Consider the following 15,554-nt stretch of genomic DNA (forward strand, 5'->3'; position numbering starts at 1 on the left):
TGCCGTGGAGATCGTCACCGCCGTCGCCTTCCCCGAGGTCCACGACGCCTACCTGCGGGACCACCCGGTGGAGCGGGCCCACGAGGCGAACAGCAACATGTACGGCGAGGAGAACCTCGAACGTGCCGACCGCATCCCCGGCGGCTGGTGGCGGATCCGGCTCTCCCGGGCGGACGTCCTGGGCGTCGTGCTGCCCTGGCACCTCAGTGAGGGCGGGGAGCTCGAAACGGTGCCGCGCTCCGGGCTGACGGTGGCCGAGGCGGCCGAGCGGGTCCGCGCCGGCGGAGCCGCCTGGGCCGTCGCCAACCCGGTCTGCGCGGCCAAGCTGCGGCTGCTGCGGTGGGCACCGTTCACGCTCGTCTTCCTCAGCACCGCGCCGGTCGACCACTCCGACTACGGGGACCTCGCGGTCCGGTCCGGTCTGATCCACCTCGACGGCCTGCACCGCATGCTGGCTTGGGAGTTGGCCGGACGGCTGCCCGAGCGGGCGCTGCTCGACGGGTACCTGGTGGGCGACCCGGGGGTGGTCGCCGGGCCGGCCCGGGCGGGCCGGACGGGGGGCGAGTCGGCGTGACCCCCGCGACGCAGCACCTCCGCTCCGCGTCCTGCGGCCACGCGGCCGACCCCGTCCGCGGTGCCCGCTCGCTGCCCGAACTGCTCGCGCACCTCGCCCGGGCCCACCCCGACCGGCCCGCCCTGGGCGACGGGGTCCGCAGCCTCGACTACCGCACGGTCGACGCCGCGGCCGGCCGGATCGCCGCCCGGCTGGCCGCCGCCGGCACCGGCCGGGGCGACCGGGTCGCCCTGGTCGGGCCCCGGGACGCCCGGATGCTGGTGCTGCTGTACGGGGTGCTGCGCTCGGGCGCGGTGGCCGTGCTGGCCGATCCGGACTGGTCGGCGGCCGACCTGGCCCGGCGGCTGGCGTCCGTGCGGGTGGCCCGGGTGCTGGCCACCGAGGGCGGGCTCGGCGGGGAGGTGGTGGACGTCGGGGCCGGGCGGACGCCGGGCGTCGAGCGCGCGGAGGCGCTGAGCGTCGAGGACGCCGAGGCGCCGGGCACCGGGACCGGGCAGGCGCCGGGCACCGGTGTCGGGGTCGCGCCGGCCGTCGAGGCGCTGCCGGGGCCGCGGTCGGCGACCGTCGAGGTACGGGGTGAGGACCTCGCCTACCTCTCCTTCACCTCCGGGTCGAGCGGCGAGCCCAAGGCGGTGGCCGTCACCCACGCCAACGCCGTGCACTACGCCCGGGCGCTGGCCGGGCGGCTCGGCCTCACCGAGGCCGACGCCCCGTGCGCCGCGCACGTCACCACCCTGGCCGCCGACCTCGGCCACACCGCCTGGCTGCTCGCCCTGGCCACCGGCGGCTCGGTGCACCTCGTGCCGGACCGCGAGGTGCGCGACCCGGAGGCCTTCTGGGCCTCGCTGCGGCGGGCCCGGGTGGACGTGCTGAAGACCACCCCCTCGCACCTGACCGCCCTGCTGGAGGGCCGTCCGGCCGACTCCCCGCCGCTGCACACCGTGCTGCTCGGTGGCGAGCCGCTGCCCCGCGCGCTGGCCGCCGCCCTGCTCGACCGGGGCACCACCGCGCGGCTGGCCAACCACTACGGCCCGACCGAGACCACCGTCGGCGCCACCTGCCTGCTCGTCACCTCCGCCGGCCAACTGCCCGCCGAGGAACCGACCGTACCGATCGGCACCGGGATCGGCGAGGTGCTGCTGACCGTGGTGGACGGCGCCGGCCGGGCGGTACCGGACGGCACGGTCGGCGAACTGCTCATCGGGGGCCGGGGCGTGACCGCCGGCTACTACGGCCGGCCGGCCGAGACCGCGCGCGGCTTCGTCCGGCACGATGGCCAACTCGTCTACCGCACCGGGGACCTGTGCCGCCGGCGGGCGGACGGCGACCTGGTCTTCCTGGGCCGGGTGGACCGCCAGGTGAAGGTCCGCGGCTACCGGGTGGACCTCGCCGAGGTCGAGCGGGCGATGGACGGACACCCCGGCGTCGCCCGCTCGGCGGCGCTGCTGCGGGAGACCGCACTCGGCAACCAACTGATCGGCGTCGTCCGGCTGTTGGGAGGTGTCGGCGGCTCGGAGGGGCCGAAGGGGACAGCAGGGCCCACGGAGGCAGCGGAGTCGGCGGAGTCGGCGGGATCGGCGGGGGAGGAGACGCTGGAGGACCTGCGCGCGCACCTGCGGGACCGGCTGCCCGGCTACTCCGTGCCGCAGCCGATCCTGGTGCTGCCGCAGTTCCCGGTCGGGCCGAACGGCAAGCTCGACCGGCAGCGGCTGGCCGAGCTGGCGGCCGAACTGGTCGAGGCCCGGGCGGAGTCCAGCGGCACCGCCGGGAGCGGCCCGGCCGGGGAGATCGCCCGGTTCTGGGCGGGCGCCCTCGGCCTGCCCGCGGTCGGGCCGCGCGCCGACGTGCTCGCCCTCGGCGGGGACTCCATCCTCGCCATGCGCACCATCGCCTTCCTGCGGCGCTCCGGCCTGCGGGTCGCCTACGAGGACTTCTACCGGCACCCGACGGCCGAGGGCCTGGCGGCGGTCGCCGTCCCGGCCGCGCCGTCCGTCCCCGCCCCGCGCGGTGACGCCGGCGGCTACCGACTCGCCCCGGCACAGCGCTGGTTGTACCGGCAGCGGTCGCTGCGGGAGCCGCGGCACTGGAACCAGTCCGTGCTGCTGCGCTGCCGCACCGCCGTCGACCCGGAGGCGCTCTCGGCGGCCGTCGCGGCCGTCCTGGAGCGGCACCCGGCGCTGCGCCGCCCGGTCACCCCCGACGGCTGCGGCGAGCTCCGGGAGGTGGCCGGCCTCGACCCGGTCTCCTGTTCCCGGATCCCGCGCGCGGCCGGGGAGATCGCCGACACCGTCGCCGGGGTCTGCACCGAACTCCACCGCAGCCTCGACCCGGCGGCCGGCCGGCTGCTGCGCGCCCACCTGTTCACCGGTCCGCCCGGCACCGACGACCGGCTCGCGCTGATCGCGCACCACCTGGTGGTCGACGGGCTGTCCTGGCGGATCCTGCTGGACGACCTGGCGCACGCGTACCGGGCGGTGCTCGACCGGAAGCCGGCCGATCTGCCGCCGACGGCGGACTTCTACGCCTGGGCGGCGGCCGCGTCTCCCGCCGTCGAGCCGGTCGCGGGGGAGGCCGGGGAGCCTGCGGTCGGGGAGGTCGCGGCCGGGGAGCCCGCCGTCGGGGAGGTTCCGGTCGGGGAGCCCGTCGTCGGAGAGGTCGCCGTCGGAGAGGTCCAGGAGCCCGGGGCGCTCAGCTGGGCGCTCGACCCGGCGGCCACCGCCCGGCTGATCGCCCGGCACGGCGCCGGGTCCGGGCTGGAGGCCGTGCTGCTGGCCGCCTTCGCCGGGGCCGTCACCGGCGACAGCGGCCGTCCCCGGCTCGCGGTGGAGGTCGAGACCCACGGCCGGGACATGGTCGGCGACGAGGGCGAATTCCTGGACACCGTCGGCTGGTTCACCGCCGTCAAGCACGTCGCTCTGGACGCCGGGGCCACCCCGGACACCGTGGCGCGGCGGCTGCGCGAGGCACTCGTCCGGCCGATGGACGCGCCCGGCGGGCGGCCCGCCGTCGGCTTCAACTTCCTCGGCACCTTCCGGCTGCCCGAGGAACCCGCGCTGGACTGGACGGTCGCCGCCGAACAGGCCGGGACGGCCCGCTGTACCGGGGGCGACCCGCTGTACGAACTGCGCCTCACCGCACGGGTGGTGGAGCAGCGGCTGGTCGCCGACCTGGTGTACGGGCGGCCCGGCCTGCCGCACTCCGCCGCCGAGCGGATCACCGGGCGGTTCGCCCGGGCGGTGGCGGCCGAGGCGCGGGCCCCGGAGGCCGCACCGGTCGTCCGGGCGCCGCTGTCCACCTCCGGCCAGCTGCTGCACCCCGGCGTCGCCCCGGCGGCCCGGGCGAGGGTGGGCGAACCCGCCCGGGTGCTGCTCACCGGCGCGACCGGTTACCTCGGGCGGCACCTGCTGGAGGCCTTCCTCCGACGCGGGGCCGAGGTCACCTGCCTGGTGCGGGCCGCGGACGACGCCGAGGCGCTGAAGCGGCTCGGTGCCGGGGCGGCCGGCCCCGTCCGCGCGCTCGCCGGGGACATCGACCGGGACGGCCTCGGTCTCTCCCCGGCCGGGCTGGAACTCGCCCGGGGCGCCCACCTGGTGGTGCACGCGGCGGCGGACGTCCGGCTGGTGGCCTCGCCCGACGAGCTGGAGCGCACCAACCACACGGCGGTGCGGCGGCTGCTCGACTGGCTCGGGGAGAACGCGCCGGACGCCCGGCTCCACCACGTCTCCACGCTCGCCGTCTCCGGTGGCGTCGACGGCCCGCCGCGCCGCTTCAGCGAGGCGGACCTGGAGATCGGCCAGTACTTCCGCACCCCGTACGAGCGGACCAAGTACCGGGCCGAGCAGGCCGTCCGGGCCTGGGCCGCCCGCGGGCACACCGCCCACCTGCACCGCAGCGGCCACATCGCGGCGCACAGCCGGACCGGCGCGTTCCAGGCCAACGCCGGCGACAACCGGATCTACCAGCTGATCCGCGGCTACCTGCTGGCCGGCGCCGCGCCGAGCCGGCCGGACACCGCCTTCGCGTTCTCGTACGTGGACACGGTGGCCGCCGGGATCGCCGCGATCGCCCTCGACCCGTACGCCGCGCCCGGCGCGTACCACGTGGAGACGCCGCACGCCGTCCCGCACGACGAGCTGGTGCGGTGGCTGGCCGGGCACGGCCACCCCGTGCGGCTCACCGACGAGGAGGGCTTCGCGGCCGCCCTGGCCCGGGCCGAGCGCCGCCACCCGACGGCCGCCCGGGTGGCCGCCGCGTGGGCGGCGCAGGAGGAACGCCGGGTGCTGGTGGACAGCGCGTACACCACCGCGGTGCTCGACCGGCTGGGCGTGCGCTTCGCCGCGCCGACCCCGCAGTGGTGGTCGGCCGCGCTCACCTGGGCCGCCGAGGCCGGCTACCTGCCGGGCGTCGGCCCGATCCCACCCACCCGTGACGACATCCGCGACGAACGTCGCGACCGACGTCGTGACGACATCCGTGAAGGCAGGACCAACCCGTGAAGGCAGGCCCCGTGTCCCAGCTCTCCCCGGTGCTCAAGCAGGCCACCCCGGTCGTCGCCGTACGCGGCGAAGGACTCCACCTCTACGACGCCGCCGGCCGCGGCTACCTCGACTTCACCTCCGGAGTGGGGGTGACCAGCACCGGCCACTGTCACCCGAAGGTGGTCGAGGCCGTCCGGGAGCAGGCCGGCCGACTGATCCACGGGCAGTACACCACCGTGCTGCACGACCAGCTCCTCACGCTCACCGAGCGGCTCGGCGAGGTGCTGCCGCCCGGCCTGGACTCGCTGTTCTACGCCACCGCCGGCACCGAGGCGGTGGAGGCCGCGCTGCGGCTCGCCCGGCACGCCACCGGACGGCAGAACGTGATCGTCTTCGAGGGCTCCTTCCACGGCCGGACCATGGGCGCGGCCTCGCTGACGACGGCCGGCACCCGGTTCCGGGCCGGTATCGGCCCGCTGATGCCCGGGGTCGCGGTGGCGCCCTTCCCGGCCGCGTTCCGGCTGGGCCTGTCCGAGGACGAGGCGGTCGCGCACGCCCTGCGCGGACTGGACGAGGTGCTCGCCACCGTCTCCGCGCCCGCCGAGACGGCCGCCGTGTTCGTCGAGCCGGTGCTCGGCGAGGGCGGCTACGTCCCGGCCCCGCCCGGCTTCCTGGCCGGGCTGCGCGAGCGGGCCGACCGGCACGGCATCCTGCTGGTGGTGGACGAGGTGCAGACCGGCTTCGGCCGTACCGGCCGGTTCTGGGCCCACGAGCACGAGAGCGCCCACCCGGACGGGGCCGGCGTCCGTCCCGACGTCCTGATCACCGCCAAGGGGCTGGCCAGCGGCTTCCCGCTGTCCGCGATCGCCGCGTCCACCGAGCTGATGGGGCGCGCCTGGCCGGGCTCGCAGGGCGGCACCTACGGCGGCAACCCGGTGGCCTGCGCCGCCGCGCTGGCGACCCTGGACGTGCTGCGCGAGGAGCGGCTGGTCGAGAACGCGGCCGAGCAGGGCGTCCGGCTGCTGGCCGGGCTGCGGGCGGTGGCCGCCGGGACGCCCGGGATCGCCGACGTCCGCGGGCTCGGGCTGATGGCCGCCAGCGAGTTCTGCCGTCCCGACGGCACGCCGGACCCGGAGGCGGCCCGCCGCGCCCAGCAGGCCGCGGCCGAGCACGGGCTGCTGCTGTTGCTGTGCGGGATCCACCTCAACGTGGTCCGGATGATCCCCGCGCTGGTCGTCACGGCCGAACAGATCGACGAGGGCCTGGAGTTGTGGGCGAAGGCCGTTGCGGCCGGCGGCCGGTAGGGAGGAGAGGACATGGATGCGGTGACCGAAATCGGCTGGAGCAGCCTGGAGTTGGACGCCCGGCGGGAGCTCTGGTCGCTCCCGCTGGGGGAGCAGGAGCGGCGGCTGCTCTGGGCCGACGCGCGGGCCGGGCGGTGGGACGCGGCCGGGGAGGTGCGGGCCCGGCTGCGGGAGTTCGTCCGGAACGCCGCCGACTCGGTCGGCATCACCCATGTGAGCGGCCTGGTGGACCCGGCCCGCCCGGAGCAGGAGATCACCGAGGTGCTCTCCTTCCTGCTGCGGGACTTCGGCCGGATCGTCCCGCAGAACGGGCGCGGCGACCTCACCTCGGTGCTGCACGACCAGGACGGTGACGGCAACACCGAACTCGGCTTCCACTGCGACACCTGCGACCTGCTGGTCCTGCTGTGCCTGCGGCCCGCCTTCGACGGTGGCGGGCTGACCAAGCTGGCGAGCGCCCGGCACGTGCACGACCTGATCCAGCGGGAGCGGCCCGACGCGCTGGCCACGCTCCGCGAGGAGTGGACCTTCGAGCGCAGCGGCCGGGCCGGCCCGCAGGTGGTGGTCACCCCCATCCTGTACGACCGCAAGGACGGGACGGTCGGCTGCTACTACCAGACCCGCACCGTCCGTTCCTCGCCCGACCGCGGCGGGCCGGAACTGACGGACCATCAGTGGGAGGCGCTCGGCGTGCTGGACGAGGTGCTCTACCGGCCGGAGATCGCCTTCGGGCTGCCGATGGCCGCCGGGGACCTGCTGATCATCCGCAACAGCCGGGTGCTGCACGGGCGTTCGCCGTTCGTCGACGAGCCCGGGCCGTACTCCCGGCGGATGCTGCGGGTCTGGGTGAACGAGGGGGAGGAGTGGGCGCCGTGACCACCGGAGGAGATCCCGGTGCGGTGACCGCACCGCACGGACGGGTGGCGATCGTCACCGGCGGGGGCAGCGGGCTCGGCCGGGCCTCGGCGCTGGCCCTGCTGGCGGCCGGCTGGACCGTGGTCGTCGCCGGGCGCCGCAAGGACGCGCTGGAGGGGACCGCGGCCCTGGCCGGTCCGGCCGCCGACCGGGTGCTGCCCGTCCCGACCGACATCCGCAGCCCGGAGGAGGTGGCCCGGCTCTTTGACACCGTCCTCGACCGGTACGGCCGGCTGGACCTGCTGTTCAACAACGCGGGTGCCGCCGCCCCGCGCCGGCCGATCGCCGAGACCCCGTTCGAGGACTGGAACCGGGTGCTGGACACCATCGTCACCGGCGGATTCCTCTGCGCCCGCGAGGCCTTCCGGGTGATGAGCACCCAGTCCCCGCAGGGCGGACGGATCATCAACAACGGCGCGCCCTCGGCCTACGTGCCGCGCCCCAACTCGATCGCGTACACCGCCGCCAAGCACGCCGTCCTCGGTCTCACCAAGGTGCTCGCCCTGGACGGCCGGCCGTACGGCATCTCCTGCGGGCAGATCGACGTCGGCAACGTCACCCCGGTGGACGGCGGCCCGCAGCCGGCCGCGATGCAGGCCGACCGGACCATGGCCGTCGAGGCGACCATCCCGGTGGACCGCTTCACCGAGGCGCTGGTGCTGATGGCCTCGCAGCCGCCGGACACCACCATCCAGTCCCTGGTGGTGCTGCCGACCACCATGCCGTTCGTCGGACGGGGTTGAGCCGTGCTGGTCAGTGCACGCTCCTTCGCGGAGTACCGGGCGATGTTCGCGCTGGGGGAGCGGGACCTGGAGCAGCGCATCCTGGACTGCCCGGCCGGCGCGGCGAGCTTCGTCGCCGAGGCCGGGCGGCGCGGTGTCGACGCCGTCGCCGTCGACCTCCAGTACGCCGAACACCGCGAGGAGCTGGGCCTGCTGGTGGAGCGGGAGACCGCGTTCAAACGCGAGCTGCTGGTGAAGGAGACCGAGGGCTGGGACCGGTCCTGGTACGCCGACGCGGACGACATGATCCGCCAGTGGACCGCCAACGCCCGCACCTTCCGCGCCGACATCGCCGCCCGCCCCGAGCGCTACGTGGCCGGCTCGCTGCCCGAACTCCCCTTCGCCGACGACGCCTTCGACCTGGTGCTCAGCTCGCACCTGCTGTTCTCCTACGGCAACCGGCTGGACGAGGACTTCCACCGGGCGGCCCTGCTGGAACTCGCCCGGGTGGCGCGCCGGGAGGTCCGGATCTTCCCGCTCGTGGTGTACGACACGGGAGTCCGCTACCAGGGGCTGGACCGGCTGCGCGGGGAACTGGCCGAACTCGGCGTCCCGAGCCGGGTGGAGCAGGTGTCCTACGAGTACCGGCCCGGGGGGAACGAGTTGCTGGTGCTCTCCACCGCCGCCCACCGGCCGTCGGCCCGGACCGCACCGGGCGCGGCGGGCGCACCGGACGCACCGGACGCACCGGGCGCGGCGGAGGCCGTGGACCCGGTGCGGTGGCGGCACCGGGAGCCGGGGACCTGAGTGGCCGGCCGGTCGCGGGCCGGACGACGGGAACCGGGGTGGGCGCGGCGGGTGTTGCCGCGCCCACCCCGGTGGTCCCGCGGGGCGGTCAGTTGACGAAGACGGCCGGGCCGCCCGCCTGGCTGGTGTCGGCCACCGGGCCGTACGTCGCGGAGAAGTAGCCGTCGGCCGGGCAGAGCGTCGAGCCGCCGCTCTTGGCGAAGTGCTCGGTGCGGAACGCCAGGCTGTGCGCGGCGTTGTCGGCGTTGCCGGTGAAGGCGCCGCTCAGCTGGTAGGAACAGGTGATGGTGCCGAACCAGGTGTCCAGGACGGCGGTGGCCTGGATCGTGCCGGCGGACCCGCCGGTGAGGGTGACCGGCAGGCCGGGCGCGTCGGAGACGGTGACGCCGTACGGCAGGTTGCCGACCGTCAGGCTGCGCACCGAGGTGACCCCGGTGACGTTGGCGGTGCACGAGCCGAAGGTCAGCCCGGTCAGCGAGGCGGTCGCGCTGCCCGGCGCCGCCGGGTTGCCCAGCACCGAGGCCGAGAGCTGCGACGTGGCGCAGGTGACGCCGGTGGTGCTGGTCGCGGTCGAGTAGAAGGTGGCCTTGGTGCCGGTGGCGAGCGGCGCGGCGAGCGCGTCGCCCACGGCGACGGCGGTACCGCCCGCGCTCCCGGTGGTGAGCACCGGACCGGCGGTGAGGGGCTGCGGCGACGCGGAGGCGGGGGCGGCGGCCAGAGCGCCGGCCGCGCAGACGGCGGCGGCGGTGACGGCGAGGTGACGGCTGAAGCGCATGGGAAAACCTCTTCCTCGGTGAGGGGCGAGAAGACGTCCTCTCGCGGCTCCCGAGCGGTGGGGACCGGGGAGCGCGCGGCGTTTCCGGTTTCCCTACGGTCCAGCCGTGACCGTGCGCCGTCAAGGCGATGGGACAAACTTGCTGACTTTTCGTCAATAAACCCCAACTCGCCGTCTCTGGGGGCTGGTTGACCGCCGTCTCGCCGACCCGACCCCGCGGCCCCGAGGGGCCGGAGCACCCGGCGGCCCCGCCGCCTGCGAGAATTCCGGCATGGCTGAGCACGACAGCGACCACGGCTACCTCCTGGACAACCGCCAGTCGGAGGCGGGAATCCGCTTCCGCGCCCTCGCCGAGCTGTTCGACCCGGTGACCTTCCGGCACGTCGACGCCCTCGGAATCGGCCCCGGCATGCGCTGCTGGGAGGTCGGCGCGGGCGGCCCCTCGGTGCCGCTCGGTCTCGCCGAACGCGTCGGCCCGACCGGCACGGTGGTCGCCACCGACATCGACGTCTCCTGGACCGCCCCCGCCGCCGGCGGCGTGATCGAGGTGCTGCGCCACGACGTGGCCGCCGACCCGCCGCCGCCCGGCGGCTTCGACCTGGTGCACGCCCGGCTGGTCCTGGTGCACGTCGCCGACCGCGCCGAGGCCCTGCGCCGGATGGTCCAGGCGCTGCGCCCCGGCGGCCGGCTGCTCCTGGAGGACGCCGACCCGGCCCTCCAGCCGCTGCTTTGCCCGGACGAGTCCGGGCCCGACGAGCGCCTCGCCAACCGGCTGCGGTCGGGCTTCCGCACCCTGATGGCCGGGCGCGGCGCCGACCTCGCGTACGGGCGGACGCTGCCCCGGGCGCTGCGCGAGGCCGGCCTCGTCGACGTCCGGGCCGACGCCTACTTCCCGATCACCTCGCCGGCCTGCGCGGTCCTGGAGGACGCGACGGTCCGGCAGATCCGCGGGCTGCTGGTGCGGGAAGGGCTCGCGACGGACGAGGAGATCGACCGTCACCTGGCCAACGTCGCCGGCGGCCGGCTCGACCTGGCCACCGCCCCGATGATCTCCGCCTGGGCGCGCCGGCCGTGAACCGCCGCCCGGGAGCGGATCGCCCGCCGGGCCGCCGGGACGCCCGGCCGTGCCGTCCACGCGGACGGCGAACTGCTGCGCCGCATCGCGCGCGGCGAGCGGCCGATCGAGTCCTGGACGCCGATCGCGCTGGACGCCCCCTGCCTGGCCGTGGACACCACCCGGGGCTGGAACCCGCCCCTGGAGCGGATCGCGGCCTTCGCCACCGGCGCCGCCGAGGATCCCTCCGGCCGGGCGGGGAACCGGGGCCGTCGTCGGTCTAACCTCGACGGTATGGACGCGTTCGAACACCCGGACGGACGGGCCGCCGTGCCACCGGGGGAGGGGCTGGAAGCCCTGGTAGGGCTGCTGGAGCGGCGTGGCACGGTGCTGCTCAGCGGGGCGGGCCTGTCCACCGAGTCCGGGATCCCCGACTACCGCGGCGCCACCGGCCGCCGCCGCAGCGGCACCCCGATGACGTACCAGGAATTCACCGGCAGCGCCGACGCCCGGCGCCGCTACTGGGCCCGCAGCCACAGCGGCTGGCCCGCGATCGCCGGTGCCCGGCCCAACGCCGGACACCACGCGGTGGAACGGCTGCGCCGGGCCGGGCACGTCGCGGCGGTCATCACCCAGAACGTGGACGGTCTCCACCACGCGGCCGGCACCCGGGAGGCCGTCGAGCTGCACGGCGGACTCCGCCGGGTGGTCTGTCTCGACTGTCGCCGCACCAGCACCCGGGCCGAGCTGGACCGGCGGCTGGAGGAGCTCAACCACGGCTTCCGGCCGACCGGGGCGGAGCTGCGGCCCGACGGCGACGCGCAGCTGCCGCAGCCCGTGGTGGACGGCTTCCGGGTCGCCGCCTGCACGGACTGCGGCGGAGTGCTCAAGCCCGACGTGGTCTTCTTCGGCGAGAACGTCCCGCTGCCCCGGGTCGAGCACTGCTTCGAACTGGTCGACGCGGCCCGTTCGCTGGTGGTCCTCGGCTCCTCGCTGGCGGTCCTGTCCGGGCTGCGCTTCGTGCGCCGCGCCGCCCGGTCGCGGCTGCCGGTCGCGATCGTCAACCAGGGGCCGACGCGCGGCGACGAACTCGCCGCGCTCCGGCTCGACCTGCCGCTGGGGCCGGCCATGACGGAGGTCGCCCGGCTGCTCGACGCGGCCTGACGGGCCTGTTCGGGCAGTGGGCGGCCCGATCGGTGCCCTGAGCGGCCTGTTCGCGGCCTTGGCGGGCCCGGCCCGGCGCGCTGAGCCGGGCCGGGCCGGGCCCACCAGGGCAGGCGCGCTCAGCCGGCCGGCAGAGCGGGCCGGCCCGGCACCCACAGCGGCACCCGGCCGCCGCGCGGCATGGAACGCGCCGCGTCCTGCTCCAGCCACCCGCCGACCCGTTCCGGATCGCCCTCGCACAGCTCCACCAGCGCGGCCGCGGCGATCCGGGTGCAGCACAGCACCAGCGCCAGGGTGTCCTGGCGGCGGTGCCGCTCCCGGACGTACGCCTCGCCGCGCTCCTCGATCCGGCGGGCGTGGCACGGCCCGTCCTCGGCGGTCAGCGCCTGCACGCCGTGCCACACCAGGGTCAGCGCACAGGGCTCGGCCGGGTGCGAGGCGCCCTCGCGCTGCGCCTGTTCACGAGCCTCCGCCGAGCGCTGCCCCAGCCATTCCAGCGCCGCCGGCCCGTCCTCCCGGCAGGAGCGCAGCACCAGCTCCGCGGCCCGGGCCACCAGGGCCCGCAGGAGTGCCGGCGCGGGCACCCGCAGTCCGGACGCGGGTCCGTCGCCGAACGCCAGCCAGGCATCGGCGAACGAGGCCGCCCGCAGTCCGCCCATCCAGGCCGGTTCCCCGGCCTCCGTACTCAGCCAGTCCTGTGCCCCCAGCCGCACCAGCCCCACGGCCGTCAGGCGCGCCGCGTCCCCGTCCAGCTCCCGCAGCCATCCACTCCGCACCAGTACACACCCCCGTCAGCGGTTCATCCCCGTGAGGCCTCATCCCACCACACCAGGACGGGAACGAACTAGACAGGGGCACGTCACAATCTGGAAGCGAGCCCTCCGGGTGGTCCTCCGGTGGAGGCAGCTGGGAGCCGGCCGGGGCAGGGCCGGGGCGACCGGCCGGGGCGCCGTGGTGCGGCCGTGGCGCGTTTGGCCCCCCGGGGTGTGGGCGTCGGCTGAGTTGGGCAGGGGCACGTCAGGACCCGGGCGGCTGTGCGGACGCCCGGTGCGTCGGGGCGGGCCGGTGGCGGCCTGCCATCACTGTGGTGCGAGCCCGTCGATCAGGGCGAGGGCGTCCTCGACCGATCCCGCCGGGTCGATCACCGGACAGAGGACCCCGCGGACAGTGCGGGTGGCGTCCAGTACGAGGGTGAGCCGCCAGAGCCGGTCGACGCCCGCCGCCCGGAAGGTGGGCAGGCGCAGCGCGGCGGTCGGCCGGACTTCGCCGTCGGAGAGCAGCGGGAAGGGGAGGCGGGCGTGCTCGGCGAACGCGGACAGCTGGTCCGGGCGTTGGGTGCTGACGCCGTGGGCCCGGGCGTCGCGGGCGGTGAACTCGGCCGCGCGGTCGCGGTAGGTGCCGGACTCCAGGGTGCAGCCGGCCGCGCCGGGGATCTCCCCCCACCCGGGCGGGTGGTCCGGGCCGCCGGAGGCGTGGGCGCCGGGGTGGCAGTAGAGCACCGTCCAGGTGGCGCCGGGCGCCACGGGGCCGGTCGACTCGCCTGTGGCGGCGGGGAGTTCCAGCTCGGGCAGCCGGTGGCCGGTCAGGCCGTGCACACGGCGGGCCGCTTCTCCAGCACCCCGGCGGCGACCAACGCCTTGAGGCGCTCGGTGAGGACGCGGCGGCTGACGCCCAGTCCGGTGCAGTGGACAGGTTGCGACAGAAGGGGTGGGCCCGATGGTGGATGTGACGACGCGGACAGCGGTCGCGGCGGACCGGGGAGCGGAGCACGAGGCGCGACGCCGGACTTCGGCAGGAGTGTTCTGGCGCTACTGGACGGGATCGCTGGTCAGCCGGCTCGGGGACCAGGTGACCAGTGTCGCCCTGCCGTTGATCGCCGTGCTCACCCTGCACGCGACGGCCTGGCAGGTCGGCCTGATCACCGGCGCCGGGTACCTGGCGTGGCTGCTGGTCGGACTGCCGGCCGGCGTCCTGGTCCACCGGCTCCCGCTGCGCGGCACTCAGGTGGTGATGGACCTGGTGCGCGGGCTGGCCGTGGCCTCGGTTCCGGTGGCGGCCGCGCTGGGCGGCCTCGGCCTGCCGCACCTGGTGGCGGTCGCGCTGCTGGTCGGGCTGGCGAGCGTGGTCTTCGACGTCGGCAACTCCACCTTCCTGCCCTCCATCGTCCCCAGGGAGGAGCTGACCGCCCGCAACAGCCTGCTCTCCGGCAGCAGCGCCGCGACCGAGCTGGCCGGCCCCTCGCTCGGCGGGGTGCTGGTCCAACTCGTCGGCGGCGCGGCCGCGATGGTGCTGGACGCGGTCAGCTACCTGGTCTCGGCGGCCCTGCTGCGCAGCCTGCCGCGCGCGGAACGGTCCGCCGTCGCCCGCCCGGCCGGCGCGGGGATGCGGGAACAGATCCGCGAGGGCTGGCACTTCGTCACCCGGCACCCGGTGATCGGGCCGTGCGCCGCCGACGCCACCGCGGTCAACTTCGTCGCCGGCGGGCTGATGACGCTCACCCCGGTGTTCCTGGTCGACACCCTCGACGCGCCGGCCGCCGCCGTCGGCGCCCTGATGGCCACCGGCGGCCTGGGCAGCCTGATCGGCGCCGCCCTCACACCCCGGGTGGTCTCCCGGATCGGCAGCGGCGGCGCCCTGCGGAGGGCGGCGCTGATCGCCGCGCTCTTCACCTTCCTGCTCCCGGCGGCCGGCTCCGGCTGGGCGGCGCTCGTGTTCGCCGTCGGCAACGCGGGCTTCTCGGCGGGAGTGGTGGTCACCAGCATCGTCACCCGCACCCACCGGCAGACCCACACCCCGCCGGAGCTGCTCCCCAGGGTGATGGCCACCGTCCGGTTCGTCTCCTGGGGCGCCATCCCGGTCGGCGCGGTCCTGGCCGGTGCCGCCTCCACGGCCTGGGGCCCGCGCACGGCGCTGCTCCTGCTGGCGGTGTGCAGCCTGGCCGGCCCGGCGATCCTGCTGGCCGGTTCGATCCGCCGGGTGCGCGACCTCGCCTGACGCCGGTCGCCCGCCGCCGCCCCGGGCGCCGTTCGGTCGAACGGCAAGGCCCGGGGGAGCGGCGAGCGGGGAAGCCGAGGGGCAGCGGCGGGCGACCGGCCTCTCCCGGGCCTCGCACGACTGTCGGACGGGTGGACGAGAATGGCAATATGTCGCCGGTACCGTCCACACCCGCCGTCTCCGCCCGCATGAGCCGACAGGCATCGCGGGACACCGCCCAGGAACTGGCCGTCCGCCGTCTGCTCCATGCCGGTGGGTACCGCTACCGTGTCCAGCGGCCGGTGCCGGGCATGCCTCGCCGTACGGTGGACATCCTCTTCCCGGGGCCGAAGGTGGCGGTCTTCCTCGACGGCTGTTTCTGGCACGGGTGCCCGCAGCACGCCACGCACCCCAAGAGCAACGCCGAATGGTGGCGGACCAAGCTGGGCCGCAACATCGAGCGCGACACCGAGACGACGGAGCATCTGCGGGACGAGGGCTGGACGGTGCTCCGCTTCTGGGAGCACGAGAAACCCGAGGACGTCGCGCTGCGGGTCGCCGAGACGGTGGACCACGAACGGAAGCGCCCCGCCGGGGCCGCCCCGTCCCGGCGGGGGATCTGACGGGTCGGCAGCGGTCGTACGGGCGGCCAACGACGGCAACGAGACCGTGCCGACCGTCGTCGTGGACGGCCGGCCGCACACCAACCCCGACCCCGCGTGGGTGCGCGGACAGCTGTCCGCCACCTGAGTGGCGGCAGCGCCGCCGCACCCCGTCGACGCGGAGGG

At 76.1% G+C, this 15,554-nt stretch carries 13 protein-coding genes; 10 read left to right on the top strand and 3 right to left on the bottom strand.

All coding sequences use genetic code 11. From position 1 onward, the window contains the following. Positions 1–4 precede the first annotated feature (4 nt). The 6 genes from ACWGKU_RS13225 to ACWGKU_RS13250 are packed head-to-tail and all read left to right on the top strand — an operon-like array spanning position 5 to position 8,800. Positions 5–574, top strand: a complete 570-nt coding sequence (locus ACWGKU_RS13225; protein WP_452180371.1) for a DUF6309 family protein — start codon at positions 5–7, stop codon at positions 572–574. Further along, positions 571–5,070, top strand: a complete 4,500-nt coding sequence (locus ACWGKU_RS13230) for an AMP-binding protein (RefSeq protein ID WP_452180372.1) — start codon at positions 571–573, stop codon at positions 5,068–5,070. The genes ACWGKU_RS13225 and ACWGKU_RS13230 overlap by 4 nt, the downstream gene beginning before the upstream one ends. Positions 5,071–5,081: 11 nt before the next feature. Beyond that, positions 5,082–6,356: an aspartate aminotransferase family protein gene (locus ACWGKU_RS13235; protein ID WP_401048947.1), complete on the top strand. Its 1,275-nt coding sequence runs from the start codon at positions 5,082–5,084 to the stop codon at positions 6,354–6,356. 12 nt (positions 6,357–6,368) lie between these two features. Then, the gene (locus ACWGKU_RS13240; RefSeq protein WP_380540503.1) at positions 6,369–7,232 is read left to right on the top strand and encodes a TauD/TfdA family dioxygenase; all 864 of its coding nucleotides are present in this window, start codon (positions 6,369–6,371) and stop codon (positions 7,230–7,232) included. Further along, positions 7,229–8,014 (top strand): SDR family oxidoreductase, encoded by a 786-nt coding sequence (locus ACWGKU_RS13245; RefSeq protein WP_401048945.1) that lies wholly within the window; start codon positions 7,229–7,231, stop codon positions 8,012–8,014. The genes ACWGKU_RS13240 and ACWGKU_RS13245 overlap by 4 nt, the downstream gene beginning before the upstream one ends. Positions 8,015–8,017: 3 nt before the next feature. Then, positions 8,018–8,800, top strand: coding sequence for a methyltransferase domain-containing protein (locus tag ACWGKU_RS13250; RefSeq protein WP_452180373.1), 783 nt, complete (start codon positions 8,018–8,020; stop codon positions 8,798–8,800). A gap of 88 nt (positions 8,801–8,888) precedes the next feature. Here ACWGKU_RS13250 and ACWGKU_RS13255 read toward each other — a convergent pair whose 3' ends face one another. Further along, a complete protein-coding gene (locus ACWGKU_RS13255) occupies positions 8,889–9,575 on the bottom strand; it encodes a Tat pathway signal sequence domain protein (protein ID WP_401055494.1) in 687 nt (228 codons plus the stop codon). A 271-nt stretch (positions 9,576–9,846) separates the two neighbouring features. Here ACWGKU_RS13255 and ACWGKU_RS13260 point away from each other — a divergent pair, with 271 nt between their 5' ends. Together ACWGKU_RS13260 and ACWGKU_RS13265 are read left to right on the top strand one after the other, a co-directional pair. Beyond that, positions 9,847–10,650: a class I SAM-dependent methyltransferase gene (locus tag ACWGKU_RS13260; protein WP_359898524.1), complete on the top strand. Its 804-nt coding sequence runs from the start codon at positions 9,847–9,849 to the stop codon at positions 10,648–10,650. A gap of 273 nt (positions 10,651–10,923) precedes the next feature. Next, entirely contained in the window at positions 10,924–11,793 is an 870-nt protein-coding gene (locus ACWGKU_RS13265) for an NAD-dependent protein deacetylase (protein ID WP_452180374.1), read from the top strand. A 119-nt stretch (positions 11,794–11,912) separates the two neighbouring features. Here ACWGKU_RS13265 and ACWGKU_RS13270 read toward each other — a convergent pair whose 3' ends face one another. Both ACWGKU_RS13270 and ACWGKU_RS13275 read right to left on the bottom strand, forming a co-directional pair. Then, positions 11,913–12,569, bottom strand: coding sequence for a hypothetical protein (locus ACWGKU_RS13270; protein WP_401055840.1), 657 nt, complete (start codon positions 12,567–12,569; stop codon positions 11,913–11,915). A 303-nt stretch (positions 12,570–12,872) separates the two neighbouring features. Beyond that, complete coding sequence (locus ACWGKU_RS13275; protein WP_401050864.1) at positions 12,873–13,388, bottom strand: redoxin domain-containing protein; 516 nt, start codon at positions 13,386–13,388, stop codon at positions 12,873–12,875. A gap of 121 nt (positions 13,389–13,509) precedes the next feature. Between ACWGKU_RS13275 and ACWGKU_RS13280 the strand changes: the two genes are divergently transcribed. Further along, positions 13,510–14,787 carry an MFS transporter gene (locus ACWGKU_RS13280; RefSeq protein WP_401050862.1) on the top strand — a complete coding sequence of 426 codons (1,278 nt, stop codon included), beginning with the start codon at positions 13,510–13,512 and terminating at the stop codon, positions 14,785–14,787. A gap of 149 nt (positions 14,788–14,936) precedes the next feature. After that, on the top strand, positions 14,937–15,389 hold the full coding sequence (locus tag ACWGKU_RS13285; protein WP_452180375.1) for a very short patch repair endonuclease: 453 nt from the start codon (positions 14,937–14,939) through the stop codon (positions 15,387–15,389). Positions 15,390–15,554 lie beyond the last annotated feature (165 nt).

It is taken from the genome of Kitasatospora sp. NPDC054768 (assembly GCF_053612025.1).